This is a genomic window from Pseudoalteromonas issachenkonii (assembly GCF_002310795.1).
Lineage (GTDB): Bacteria > Pseudomonadota > Gammaproteobacteria > Enterobacterales > Alteromonadaceae > Pseudoalteromonas > Pseudoalteromonas tetraodonis.
In genome coordinates this window covers 1,401,263-1,414,251 of sequence record NZ_CP011030.1, presented here as the reverse complement: position 1 = coordinate 1,414,251, position 12,989 = coordinate 1,401,263, and the positions used below count along the sequence as shown (strand labels likewise).

General features: G+C 40.7%; 8 protein-coding genes, 2 tRNA genes and 1 pseudogene. 6 read left to right on the top strand and 5 right to left on the bottom strand.

Translation table 11 applies throughout. The annotated features are described in order from the left end of the window. Positions 1 to 39: 39 nt before the first annotated feature. The 4 genes from PISS_RS06530 to PISS_RS06515 all read left to right on the top strand — a co-directional run bounded on the left by PISS_RS06530 (position 40) and on the right by PISS_RS06515 (position 2,938). Positions 40 to 1,395, top strand: a complete 1,356-nt coding sequence (locus tag PISS_RS06530) for an MATE family efflux transporter (RefSeq protein ID WP_058154494.1) — start codon at positions 40 to 42, stop codon at positions 1,393 to 1,395. Continuing rightward, positions 1,373 to 2,422, top strand: coding sequence for a DUF3080 family protein (locus PISS_RS06525; RefSeq protein WP_033102522.1), 1,050 nt, complete (start codon positions 1,373 to 1,375; stop codon positions 2,420 to 2,422). Before PISS_RS06530 ends, PISS_RS06525 begins: the two co-directional genes overlap by 23 nt. 112 nt (positions 2,423 to 2,534) lie before the next feature. After that, positions 2,535 to 2,611 (top strand) — tRNA-Val (locus PISS_RS06520). Between the two features lie 250 nt (positions 2,612 to 2,861). After that, positions 2,862 to 2,938 (top strand) — tRNA-Val (locus tag PISS_RS06515). A 574-nt stretch (positions 2,939 to 3,512) separates the two neighbouring features. On the opposite strand, the pseudogene PISS_RS06510 reads toward PISS_RS06515, so the two are convergent. Further along, positions 3,513 to 4,011 (bottom strand): annotated as a pseudogene (locus PISS_RS06510) (REP-associated tyrosine transposase). Between the two features lie 393 nt (positions 4,012 to 4,404). Here PISS_RS06510 and PISS_RS06505 point away from each other — a divergent pair. Beyond that, positions 4,405 to 5,178, top strand: a complete 774-nt coding sequence (locus PISS_RS06505) for a type 2 periplasmic-binding domain-containing protein (protein ID WP_058154492.1) — start codon at positions 4,405 to 4,407, stop codon at positions 5,176 to 5,178. Positions 5,179 to 5,214: 36 nt separating this feature from the next. Here the strand turns inward: PISS_RS06505 and PISS_RS06500 are convergent, their stop codons facing one another. Then, a complete protein-coding gene (locus PISS_RS06500; RefSeq protein WP_013464737.1) occupies positions 5,215 to 6,138 on the bottom strand; it encodes a V-type ATP synthase subunit I domain-containing protein in 924 nt (307 codons plus the stop codon). Positions 6,139 to 6,334: 196 nt separating this feature from the next. Here PISS_RS06500 and PISS_RS06495 point away from each other — a divergent pair, with 196 nt between their 5' ends. After that, the gene (locus tag PISS_RS06495; protein ID WP_058154491.1) at positions 6,335 to 7,234 is read left to right on the top strand and encodes a substrate-binding periplasmic protein; all 900 of its coding nucleotides are present in this window, start codon (positions 6,335 to 6,337) and stop codon (positions 7,232 to 7,234) included. Between the two features lie 47 nt (positions 7,235 to 7,281). Here the strand turns inward: PISS_RS06495 and PISS_RS06490 are convergent, their stop codons facing one another. The 3 genes from PISS_RS06490 to acnD form a co-directional block, all read right to left on the bottom strand. Next, positions 7,282 to 8,577 (bottom strand): sensor domain-containing diguanylate cyclase, encoded by a 1,296-nt coding sequence (locus PISS_RS06490; protein WP_058154490.1) that lies wholly within the window; start codon positions 8,575 to 8,577, stop codon positions 7,282 to 7,284. 581 nt (positions 8,578 to 9,158) lie between these two features. Further along, positions 9,159 to 10,334 carry a 2-methylaconitate cis-trans isomerase PrpF gene (gene prpF / locus PISS_RS06485; protein ID WP_016899865.1) on the bottom strand — a complete coding sequence of 392 codons (1,176 nt, stop codon included), beginning with the start codon at positions 10,332 to 10,334 and terminating at the stop codon, positions 9,159 to 9,161. A gap of 12 nt (positions 10,335 to 10,346) precedes the next feature. Next, entirely contained in the window at positions 10,347 to 12,956 is a 2,610-nt protein-coding gene (acnD, locus tag PISS_RS06480; protein ID WP_058154489.1) for a Fe/S-dependent 2-methylisocitrate dehydratase AcnD, read from the bottom strand. Positions 12,957 to 12,989: the final 33 nt, after the last annotated feature.

Genomic DNA, 12,989 nt, shown 5'->3' with positions numbered 1-12,989 from the left:
ATTACAATGCGCCCATGTTTTTATGAATAGCTGATTTTTATGACTTTTTGTAGTTGGGAAGCTAAACGTTTACTTTCCCTCGCCTTTCCCGTTTTTTTAGCACAAGTGACCTTAGTATTAATGTCAGTGGTTGATACCATTATGGCCGGACAAGTGAGTCCAACCGATCTCGCTGCCCTCTCAATTGCTACAGGAATATGGAACCCAATTTTATTAGCAATACAAGGTATTCTATTAGCCCTAACGGGAGTCATTGCTCAATTTGCGGGTGCTAAAGACCGCAACGGCATTAGCCATTATTTTCAGCAAGCGCTTTATTTAACGCTCCTTTTGAGTATTGCAGGTTTTTGTGCTGCCCAGCTTGCCAATACCGTTATTTTACAGCTTGATACTAGCCCGGCGATTGCGGGACTTGCTTTTGATTACATTCATTTTGTTAAATGGGGTGTATTTGGTTTTTTAATTTTTACCGTGTATAGAAATATGACCGAAGGTATGGGGATGACCAAGCCTGCGTTTTATATCAGCCTACTCGGACTTGCGGTAAATATCCCACTCAATTATATTTTTATTAAGGGCTTATTTGGTCTACCCGCATTTGGGGGCGCTGGCTGTGGTATTGCCACCGCACTGGTATTTACTGTAATGGCTATTGCGCAAGTTACTTATTGCCAGCTGAGTAAAAAAATAGATGCCAAAGGCTTATTAACTGGCTTTGAAAAACCCAATTTTAAAACCATTGGTATTATTACCAAACTCGGTATTCCTATTTCACTCGCTACTTTTTTTGAAGTGACCTTGTTTGCCTGTATTCCCCTGTTTATTGCGCATTTGGGTGCGGTGGCTGTGTCTGGCCATCAAATTGCAGCCAGTGTGACTGCACTATTATTTATGATGCCTCTGAGCCTCTCAATTGCCATTAGCATACGAATTGGTAATTTATTTGGGCAAAATCATTTAGATCAATTAAAAGTAGCAGTATCAACAAGTTATATTATGGCGGCTATGGTTGCGTTGTTTATCGCTTTTAATACATTTATAGGGCGTGATGTGATCAGCCAATTATATAGCGATAGCCCTGCGGTACTTGCGCTTGCTTCATCAATTATGATTTTAGCCTGTATTTACCAACTTCCTGATGCATTACAAGTAGCTGCAAACGGTATTTTACGTGGTTTAAAACACACAGCGCCGATTTCGTATATCACTTTTATTTCTTATTGGTTAATCGGCTTTAGTTTAGGCTACGTATTAGCAAGAACAGACATAATAGTGCCAGCAATGGGCCCTCATGGTTTTTGGATAGGTATTATCGTTGGCTTATCAGTTGCAGCTATACTACTGATGCTGACCGTTCATAGGCGATTTAAACGTGAACCATTTATTCTCTCTTAAACAATCAATCTATACCAAACTGCCGCTTAATTGGTTATTGGCGGCATGTTGTATGGTGCTTTTGGGCTGCTCAGAGCAGCCCAGTGAGGCAAATAAAACCTATTTGTCTCGCTTGAGTAATACCTTACAAACGCCTGAGCCACACACAAAGCCACTGCAACAATTAGCCTTAGTAAAGCCAGTTGAAGCGTTGCAACCTGCGATTAAAATTGGCATAACTGAACTAGCTGGTATTAGCCAATGTAAACTTAACGTTCTGATAAGCGAGCATAATAATCAATTAGGCAAAACAGCCACCGCTGCTAGTAAATTGAAGTACCAAATAGATTTTATTCAAAGCGCGCAAAACTGTTTAAACACCTTAGATAAACAAAGCAACGTTCACAGTAAAATTACAGCGGCAAAAAACCAAAAACAAACTCAACTCACTCATTATTTTAATAATGTTTTATATAGTGAACCTGAACTGAGCAGCACTTGGCAGCTAACTGGCCAAGAACTCAGCACCCAACCGGCTGGGTTTAGTGACACGGTTGAGGCGCTTAAAAAGCTAACGACCATTAAACACCAAATAGAAACTAAAGGGAGTATGGCAATAAACAGCGATGATATTTTGTCAGCGCTTGAACCGCTCAACAGATACAAATTTGACCAACAGCTTATTCAAGCTGCGCGAGAACAAATTAGCTTAAATCATACAGCAACCCAGTTTGTAAATTCATTAGTAGTAGAAGATATCTGCCCTAAAGGGAAAAACAAGCAGCAGGCTAAAATTGTCAGTAATATATTTAATAAATATTATTTAAAACAAATACAGCCTTATCAAGCACAGCTGAGCGGGTATTTAGAAACATTGCAGCCGCTTTATATGCAGCTATGGTTTAATCAAGCAGTGAGTAGTGAAGCGGTAAATGCCCTACTTGACCCAAATTCTAACAACTTACTCTCTCAGCTAAAAGCGTCAGCAAAAGAGCATGTTATCTGGTGGCAAAAATTTTATAAAACGTGCGAAATCAGTCCAATATGAATAAAAAAACGGCAAATAAACTTAAAAACCATAAACATGCTTGATTCACCACTCATCACGCTATATATTAGCGACCGTTGTTAAGCAATTAACAATTTTTAAATACAGAAGTACGACTGTAGCTCAGTTGGTTAGAGCACTACCTTGACATGGTAGGGGTCGGTGGTTCGAATCCACTCAGTCGTACCAAATTTTTAAAGATTTAATTAAAGTACGTTGAAAGAAAAAGCACTACCTACTCTTGTTCACCCGGTCCAGAAGTCGGTGGTTCGAATCCACTCAGTCGTACCAAAATGAGTAAATGCTGTATTTAAAGTACGATAAAGGAAAAAGCACTACCTACTCTTGATCACCCGATCCAGAGGTCTGTGGTTCGAATCCACTCAGTCGTACCAAAATGAGTAAATGCTGTATTTAAAGTTTAAGAATTTCATATTGTACGACTGTAGCTCAGTTGGTTAGAGCACTACCTTGACATGGTAGGGGTCGGTGGTTCGAATCCACTCAGTCGTACCAATTCAAAAAACACCTCAAGAAAAAGCACTACCTACTCTTAATCACCCGCTCCAAAGGTCGGTGGTTCGAATCCACTCAGTCGTACCAATTCAAAAAAACACCCCAAGAAAAAGCACTACCTACTCTTAATCACCCGCTCCAAGGGTCGGTGGTTCGAATCCACTCAGTCGTACCAATTCAAAAAAACACCTCAAGAAAAAGCACTACCTACTCTTAATCACCCGATCCAAGGGTCGGTGGTTCGAATCCACTCAGTCGCACCAATTAAAAAAAACACCTCAAGAAAAAGCACTACCTACTCTTAATCACCCGCTCCAAAGGTCGGTGGTTCGAATCCACTCAGTCGTACCAATAAAAAAAGAACGTAGGTCGGTTAAGTGGCGAAGCCGCGCCACCCGACATTGGTAAAACACCATAAATTAGGTAACATTCCAACACTAAACACCATCCAACATAAAGCAAAGCATGCACAGGTAATGACCAATACCAACATCGTCGGATGACGCTTCCGGCTTATCCGACCTACGTTCATTATTGGTAACGTATGTGAAACACCCGACATAAAATGTATTAATTATTCCCCACACCAATTACGGCTGTACATTCCTGATGCGACCGCTTTATGAAAGCTTGAATAAGGCCAATCAACTACCCGTTCAACCAAACCATGTTTAAGCGGATTAAAATGAACATAATTTACATGGTGCCAATAATCACGTTCATCAACAATGGTATACTCCCAAAAACGGCGTTGCCAAATCCCTCGTTCATTTTTATTAATGCGTGCGAGTGATACATGTTCGTTTTTAGGCAAGCCTTTAGAAAAACGTTTTTTAATTTCGCGCCAACGACCAGAATAATCGCTATCACCTTCGGGTAAAGTTAACACTGCATGCATATGATCAGGCAACACCACCCACGCATCAATATAAAATGGTTTATGCATTTTTACCCAGCGCACAGCCCCACGCAATAAATCAATATGCTCAACCAATAATGACTCTTTACGATCCTGCAAATTAACCGTAAAAAAAATACGTTCCTCCCGGTTGATAATTTCTACGATATCTCACAAAAAATCTCCTTATAATAAACGACTAATACCTCTGGGTTATTCAATACCTTAGGATAACGCCTTTGAATTATCCAACATCGTCGGATGGCGCCTCTGGCTTATCCAACCTACGTTAATTATTAAGAACGTAGGTCGGTTAAGTGGCGAAGCCGGCCACCCGACATTGAGGGAAACACCCGACATTGGGGAAACACCCGCCATCAAGCAACGCCAACATCAAAAAGCTCCAAAAAAGCGCACACGCTCTAAACTTCCTTAATAAATATTTGGTAACATCCATTTAATCACGTTGCAAAGTCAGAATTTATTGCTTGAAAATTAATACTATGTTAACAAGTAGGCTATCTTATAAGATGAAATATCAGAAAGTATTCTAGGAAAGGATTTACCTGTGAAGTCTGCCGCACTCATTACATTACTATTGCTATTTATTTTTGCTGGGCAAGTTCAAGCTAAAACCCTAGTCAAAGTGGGTGGCTATGAATTTCCTCCCTACATAGAGATTATTGACAGCCGTGCTTCAGGCCTTACCGTAGAGCTAATTAGCGAACTTAATAAAATACAATCTGACTATCATTTTGAGCTTGTGCTCACCACACCTATTCGGCGCTTTAAAGATTATCAGCAAGGTTTGTTCGATGCGGTATTTTTTGAAGATCCAAACTGGGGGTGGCTGCAAGGCAACCATATAATCAGTAACTCCCCTGTGATAGCAACAGACAGCGAAGTATTTATTGCTTTAAAGCAATTTGCAAAGTCACAAGCTTGGTTTGATAACTTAGACGATAAAACCCTCATTGGGATTTTAGGCTATCACTATCAGCTAGCAAACTTTGAAAACAACCCCTCAATACTTGAAAACGAATATAAAATGACGTTACTGAGCAGTCATAAAAAAAGTATTGAATTAGTATTAAAAAAACGCATCGATATGGCGATTGTTACCCGTTCTTACTTAAATCAATACCTGAATAAATACCCAGAAAGTAAAAAAAAGCTGCTTATCTCTGAACGCGTCGCGCAAACCTATAAACACCAATTATTAATTCGCCCTACACACCAACTTAATGTAAACACACTTTATAAAATAGTAAAAAAAACACTTGCACAAAATACCCTAGCAACCAAATTAAAGATACTTAGCCTACAACAACATGATATTTAGTGGTGCTGCTTTAATACTAATAACATTACTAATAACTTAATGGCAATAACTAGAAAATTTGCTATTTTCATCGTGTGTCGCAAACTCAACTAAAGTCATCAATAAATCACTGTGTTTATGGGTAAAGCCAGTACTAGAAAGGCGTTTTTCTAAATAGGACGTAAAGTTTTTTCGTTGCAGGTGTTGGCTATGTAATTTTATTAACAGCTCTGACTGCTTTTGGTTAATTAACCGCGTCTCGTAAATCGGGTCTTCATCTGGCCAATTTTCTACAGGCGAGCCCTTTTGCTTAAACACAAAATCACTAAGTGAACGCTCGATTTGATTATAATCGTGCTCCCCTAGCAGTTTTTCTATTTCCTTTAATAAGCTTGAGTACAAAACACGCGGGAAAAGCTTGTAAAAATCATGATTTTTAAAGGGCTCTCCTTGTGGAGTTTGCTGCCAATTTTCAAAACTTGCTCGCAAAGCCTGAACTAATATACGTCCTACATAATGGCTTTTTTGGAATGAGACACCTTGCGATTCTAGCCTTGAAAGTACGTGATTTAAACGTTGCTTTAAGCTACGTACTTCTAGCTGCAATTCGCTTTTTTCTGTCTCTAATAATTGTATTTCTTGAGCACTGGTTGTTATTTTTTGCTCTAGTTTATTTATTTTAACTTGCGCGCCATAAAACAAATCACGGGTATCATTAAGCTCAGCCATAACACTGGCATTTTTTAATTTAATACTCGAATTACCCTCAATAGCATAAGTAGTAAGCTGTTTGCTCTGAGAGAGCGCTTTATTTAAAGTACTTTCTAACTTACTCTCAATAACTTGCCCAGACTTACTGCCTTTAAGTAAAGAATGTAAGGTTGAAGAAATATGCTTTTGGTACCAATTTTGGATCTGCTCACACTGCACATCAGATAAATTAGCAAATGGATTGTCTTCACTTATTGGCTTGTTAGCCATAAAAATTCCCTCTAGTAAAAAGACTTTTTGTTGTTATGTCGTATTAAAGTGAAATTACCTACCTTTGCATGTTAATAGCTATCGCTTTTTAAGGCTATATTTAATTGTTTGTATACTAGAAGAACCTCACTATTTAAGTTGTTTATTCCAAATAACGCACTAAACTTAAAATTAAAGATAAAAATGCATTATCCTTATGAGAATATTTTTAATCGCTGCCTTAGTACTATCATTTTTCACTTACGCACAACCTGCGCCAGTAACCTATACGGTCGACAATAAAAATATCACACTTTCCGGAGAGAAATACAAAAGCGGCTATGGCTATAATTTAAAAGCCGATACAGTTCTTCGCTTAGTTACACTTAATTGGCCCCCTTATATAGACGATCACTTATGCAATAAGGGCTGGCTATATCAACTCACAGTAAGCATGTTAGTAAAACGCGGCTATGGTGTACATATAGAGTTTTACCCTTGGGCGCGTGCCGTTCGTGAAGCTGAATTAGGTAAAGCTGATATTTTATTCCCTGAGTATTTTATTAGTGACGATGTAATGTCAGAAAACATTTTAACCAAAACACGTAATCAGTTATTGGCGTTATCTGAGCCCATTCCTGGTGGCGACTTATCATTTGTAGCACTTAGAGATCACAGCATAAATTACGATGGCAGTATTGAGTCTGTAAAAAACAGGGTTATGGGGGTGGTACGTTCATATAAAAATAGTAAAGAATTAGATCAACTTATTGAACAAGGTGGAATAAAAACCATTGTTGCTAACAGTGAGTATCAGCTTATTCATTTGCTTTTAAATGGTCGGGTTGAGCTTATTGTTGCCGACTTAGAAGTGCTAAGAGCCAGTATTTATAAATCACTATTATCAGCTAGAGAAAAAAAGAGGATGCTTAGTGCGCTAGTTGCATTAACGCCAAGCATAGAATACAAAGCCCTGTATTATGAAATCAGTAAAAGTACGCCTAATTGGCAATTTATCTTAGATGATATCAACGCAGAAATAGCGATTATGCGTGCAAATAATGAATTTGAGCGCTTTATAAAAACTAAAAAACAGCAGTGTTATAACCTCGATTAAGCCATAGACAGCTAAATTTGAGCGTGCCTGTTTTCAGTTATATCTACTCATAGTCTAAGGCTTTGGTTAAACACCACCGTTTGGTTCCGTCCGGTTGTTTTTGCATTATAAAGTGCTGTATCGGCATTTCTTAATAATCCTTGCAGCGAACACGACTCAGAAGTCAAACTTGATACACCACTGCTTATTGTATAACTCACCTGCCCGCCACTTGATAACTGCACTGGGTTATCTTTTAAATGATCTTGCAACTTTGCTAAGGTTTTAACAACGGTACTGACACATTTGGTAGGAGAAACAATGCAAAACTCTTCTCCTCCTAAACGCGCTATAATATCATCACTGTCACAAAATGATTTAAACGTAGCAGCTATGCTTTGCAACACACTATCTCCGCCTTCGTGGCCAAATTGATCGTTAATGCGCTTAAAGTGGTCTATATCTATCATCGTAAGGGTTAAGTGCTGGCTGTCTTTAATACACTCATCAAGTGCAAGTTTAGCTGTTTCCATAAACCCTCTTCGGTTGAGCAAATTAGTAAGCGGATCTTTAATGGTTAAATCTTTTAGTTGTGCTTGATACTGCTTCATTTTTGTAATATCGCGCTCAATCGCTGCATAGTAAGCCACCTCACCTAACGCATTTTTTAATGGAAAAATATTCATATCAATCCAATAAGGCTCACCTGATTTTTTATAATTTAGAATTTGCTCAGATACTTGCTGTTTATTTTCTAGCGCATGCCTAATTTTATCGCGTGTGGCTTGTTGAGTTTTAGCGCCTTGTAAAATGCGCGGCGTTTTACCTCTAACTTCATCTAAATGATAACCCGTTACTTTAGTAAACGATTGGTTTGCATAAACAATTTTAGGGCCATCATTAGTAATAGGGCTTGCCTCGGTAACTAAAATAACGTCGCTGGCTAATTCAACAATTTCTTTAAATGGAATAGCTTGTTTTTGATGAGTAATATCTATAAAAGTGACGACTATTTCAGCAATGTTATTCTGCTCGTCAAACTCTGGATAAGCGTTACATAGCACCCATGTAATTTCGTCGCTTGAGCTGTCACATATACCTATTTCAAGATTCATCAATGGTTTTTGGGTTTTAATAACAACACTAACAGGATACTGAGAATTCTGCAGTGGTTGACGAAATTCATCCAGTAATTTCCATTTATTATCAAACGAGTCGCGCCCTAACGCTTGCTCTTTTGTTAAACGTAAAATATTTAAAGCCGCAGGATTTGCATACAAAATTCCTGTGTCTGGTGAATGCACCACCACACCGGTTTGTAAGTTTTGTATTAACCTTTCTGCATTTAGCCTTGATAAATCCATTAATGTACTCCGTACAAACTGTATTGAAAAAATACACGGGCTAGGGTCTGTTAACCTTTGCGGATTACAATTTGTTCAAACTAGGAGCTGTTTAATCGCGGCGCGAGGTTTGTAACCTAGTGGACTCGATAACTGCTCCTGCGTTATTCTACTGGCTTACATCCATGTAAGAATAAGTAAAAACCGAGCAAAGCTTCGGCGTCCTGCTCACGCCCCTTACCTACATCCATTTAGGCAACAAAGAGTAAATCGCCCCTAGGCAGAACCCTTCGGGCAGCGCCTGTTTGGCATTGATGCTGCGTTATCGCCTATTTATGGGGAATAACCACACCACATAGGCTCTGCCTTGCCTAAATACCAAACAGACTACTGCAAATTTAACCTTGAAAGGTCAACAGACCCTAATGTTCATTTTAATATAAGTGAATATTTGCCGACATAACAGAAAAAATGTTGCTGTTTATTGAGCACCCCTCAACAAAGTACATTTTACAACCTACTGAATTGCTAAATAAAAAAGCCGCAAACTAAGTTAAGTTCGCGGCTTATTATTTTACTATAGTACGTATTTTGGGTGCTAGTTAGTCATAATCAAATGGCGCTCTTACCCAGCCTTCCATTAATACACGTGCGCTGCGGCTCATACTCGCTTTAGTCACTTGCCATTGGCCATTTGTAACAACCGCCTCGGCACCTACTTTAAGTGTGCCCGATGGGTGACCAAAGTTAACCTCGTTAATAGCACCGCCACCAGCGGCCAAATTAACTAATGTTCCGTCAATTGCGGCTGCTGTGCCAATAGCAACGGCGGCTGTGCCCATCATCGCATGGTGTAACTTACCCATTGACATTGCACGTACTAACAAATCTATATCGCTTGCATTAACCTGCTTACCACTTGATGATTTGTAATTAAGCGGTGCAGCCACAAACGCCACTTTAGGTGTGTGTTGGCGTGCTTGCGCTTCATTAATAGTACTAATTAGTCCCATTTTTACCGCGCCATAGGCACGAATGGTTTCAAGCTTAGTGAGTGCGGCTTCATCAGCGTTTATATCATCTTGTAGCTCAGTACCGGAATAACCAATATCGCTGGCATTTACAAAAATAGTCGGGATACCTGCGTTGATCATAGTTGCTTTTAATGTCCCCACACCTGGTACTTCTAAATCATCAACCACATTGCCTGTTGGAAATAGCGCACCATCACCATCAGCAGGGTCAATAAATTCAAGCTTTACTTCAGCGGCAGGAAACGTCACACCATCTAACTCAAAGTCACCGGTTTCTTGAACTTGAGCGTTGGTCATGGGTACATGCACTAAAATACTTTTTTTAATGTTCGCCTGCCATACGCGCACAATAGCAATGCCATTATCCGGTACGCGAGATTTATCAACTAAACCATTGCTGATGGCAAACGCGCCCACGGCAGAGGTTAAGTTTCCGCAGTTACCACTCCAATCAACAAACGCTTTATCAATGGCGACTTGACCAAATAAATAATCAACATCGTGATCGGGCTGTTCACTCTTACTCAAAATAACCGTTTTACTGGTACTTGAGGTTGCTCCGCCCATGCCGTCGGTTTGTTTACCGTATGCATCTGGGCTACCAATAACGCGCAATAATAAGCTATCGCGCGCCGCACCTGCCACTTGGGCAGGTGCGGGTAAATCGGTTAAATTAAAAAAAACCCCTTTACTCGTGCCACCACGCATATAGGTCGCAGGCACTTTAATTTGTGGTTTAAACATAAACGTGTGTCCTTATGATGCTTGCGTGGCTTCTAAAAAGTCTTGCGCAAAGCGTTGTAACACACCGCCTGCCGCATAAATAGAGAGCTCTTCTTGCGTATCTAGTCGACATTTCATGGGTACGTTTAATACCTCGCCATTTTTACGCGTAATAACAAGCTCTAGGGTTGCACCTGGTGTTGGTTCGCCCTTCACGTCGTAGCTTTCGCTACCATCTAGATTAAGTGTTTTACGCGTTGTGCCTGGTTTAAATTCAAGCGGCAATACGCCCATACCAATTAAGTTAGTACGGTGAATACGTTCAAACCCTTCGGCTGCAATAACCTGAACACCAGCAAGCCTAACGCCTTTTGCTGCCCAATCGCGCGAAGAGCCTTGGCCATAATCAGCACCTGCCACAATAATGAGTGGCTGTTTACGCTGCATGTAGGTTTCGATTGCTTCCCACATGCGTGTGTTTTCACCTTCTGGCTCTATACGTGCGAACGAGCCTTGCTTCACTTCTCCGTTTTCATCTAATACCATTTCGTTCAATAGTTTAGGGTTTGCAAATGTAGCTCGTTGTGCGGTTAAGTGATCGCCTCGGTGAGTGGCGTATGAGTTAAAGTCTTCTTCTGGTACGTTCATTTTAGTTAAGTATTCACCTGCCGCGCTGCTTGCCATAATCGCATTAGAAGGTGATAAGTGATCGGTTGTAATGTTATCGCCAAGTACTGCTAAAGCGCGCATACCTGTCATACTGCGCTCACCTGCCAAAGCCCCTTCCCAATAAGGTGGGCGGCGAATATATGTACTTTCTGGGCGCCAATCGTAAAGTGGGTCGTTATCTTCGCCGTAATCAACAGTTAAGTTAAACATTGGCTCGTATACTTTTCTAAACTGCTCTGGTTTTACGCTTTGTTTGATAACCGCATCTATCTCCTCATCAGATGGCCATAAATCTTTTAAGGTTACATCGTTACCTTGCTGATCTTTACCGAGTATATCTTTTTCTATATCAAAACGAATGGTGCCCGCAATTGCATAAGCAACTACTAAAGGTGGTGACGCTAAAAACGCTTGCTTAGCATACGGATGAATTCGGCCATCAAAATTTCGGTTACCCGAAAGCACCGCTGTTGCATATAGGTCGCGATCAATCACTTCTTGTTGAATTTTAGGGTCCAACGCACCACTCATGCCATTACAGGTAGTACAGGCAAAACCAACAATACCAAAACCGAGTTGCTCTAGTTCAGTGAGTAAGTTTGCGTCCTCAAGATACGATTGCACTGCTTTAGAGCCCGGTGCCAGGGATGTTTTAACCCACGGTTTACGCATTAAGCCTTTAGCGTTTGCATTTCGCGCCAATAAACCTGCAGCAATTACATTGCGCGGGTTACTGGTATTAGTACAGCTGGTAATAGCGGCGATAATACAGGCGCCATCTGGCATTAAGCCTTCTTCGTTCTCAACAACACCCGAAATACCTTGCGCTGCTAAATCGCTGGTAGATACACGACGATGCGGATTTGAAGGTCCTGCAATGTTGCGCCCTACACTTGATAGGTCAAATTTAAGTACGCGATCGTATTGAGCGGTTTTTAAGCTATCACTCCATAAACCCGCTGTTTTAGCGTAGTTTTCTACCAGGGCAATTTGCTCTTCATCACGGCCTGTTAAACGCAAGTAATCAATAGTTTTATCGTCAATGTAGAACATAGCAGCGGTGGCGCCAAATTCTGGGGTCATGTTCGAAATGGTCGCTCTATCACCCAGGGTTAGTGCATCAGCCCCTTCACCGTAAAACTCAAGGTAAGTCGATACCACACGTTGCTCACGTAAAAATTCAGTAATCGCCAGTACAATATCGGTTGCAGTTATGCCAGGCTGGCGTTTACCGGTAAGCTCTACGCCCACTATATCTGGTAAACGAATATATGATGCGCGCCCAAGCATTACGCTTTCGGCTTCAAGGCCACCTACGCCGACAGCAATAACACCTAATGCATCAACATGCGGGGTATGGCTGTCGGTACCTACTAAGGTATCTGGGAAGGCAATGCCATCGCGGTTTTGAATCACCGGCGACATTTTTTCAAGGTTAATTTGATGCATGATGCCATTACCCGGTGGGATCACATCAATATTTTTAAACGCTGTTTTGGTCCAGTTTATAAAATGAAAACGGTCATCGTTGCGTCTATCTTCAATGGCGCGGTTTTTTTCAAATGCATCGGGATCAAAACCTGCGTGCTCAACAGCTAATGAGTGGTCAACAATCAGTTGAGTCGGTACAACCGGATTTACTTTTGCAGGATCGCCGCCTTTTGCAGCAATAGCATCACGCAGGCCCGCTAAATCAACCAGTGCGGTTTGGCCTAAAATGTCATGACATACAACGCGTGCCGGATACCACGGAAAATCTAAGTCTTGTTTACGCTCAATTATTTGGCTAAGCGCATCGGTTAGCATTTCGGGCTCACAGCGACGCACTAAGTTTTCGGCAAATACACGCGAACTGTAAGGTAGTGTAGCGTATGCGCCTGGCTTAATGGCATCGACGGCGGCTTGGGTATCGTAGTAATCAACATTTGAGCCTGGTAAAGGCTTACGGTATTGGGTGTTATTAATAATGGTCATAATAAATTCGCTAATTTGGTGACGGAGGAGAGT

Coding starts and splice junctions, on each gene's coding strand:
- PISS_RS06495 (WP_058154491.1), top strand. CDS start 6,335: ATGAGAATATTTTTAATCGCTGCCTTAGTACTATCATTTTTCACTTAC.
- PISS_RS06490 (WP_058154490.1), bottom strand. CDS start 8,577: ATGGATTTATCAAGGCTAAATGCAGAAAGGTTAATACAAAACTTACAA.
- PISS_RS06530 (WP_058154494.1), top strand. CDS start 40: ATGACTTTTTGTAGTTGGGAAGCTAAACGTTTACTTTCCCTCGCCTTT.
- prpF (WP_016899865.1), bottom strand. CDS start 10,334: ATGTTTAAACCACAAATTAAAGTGCCTGCGACCTATATGCGTGGTGGC.
- acnD (WP_058154489.1), bottom strand. CDS start 12,956: ATGACCATTATTAATAACACCCAATACCGTAAGCCTTTACCAGGCTCA.
- PISS_RS06500 (WP_013464737.1), bottom strand. CDS start 6,138: ATGGCTAACAAGCCAATAAGTGAAGACAATCCATTTGCTAATTTATCT.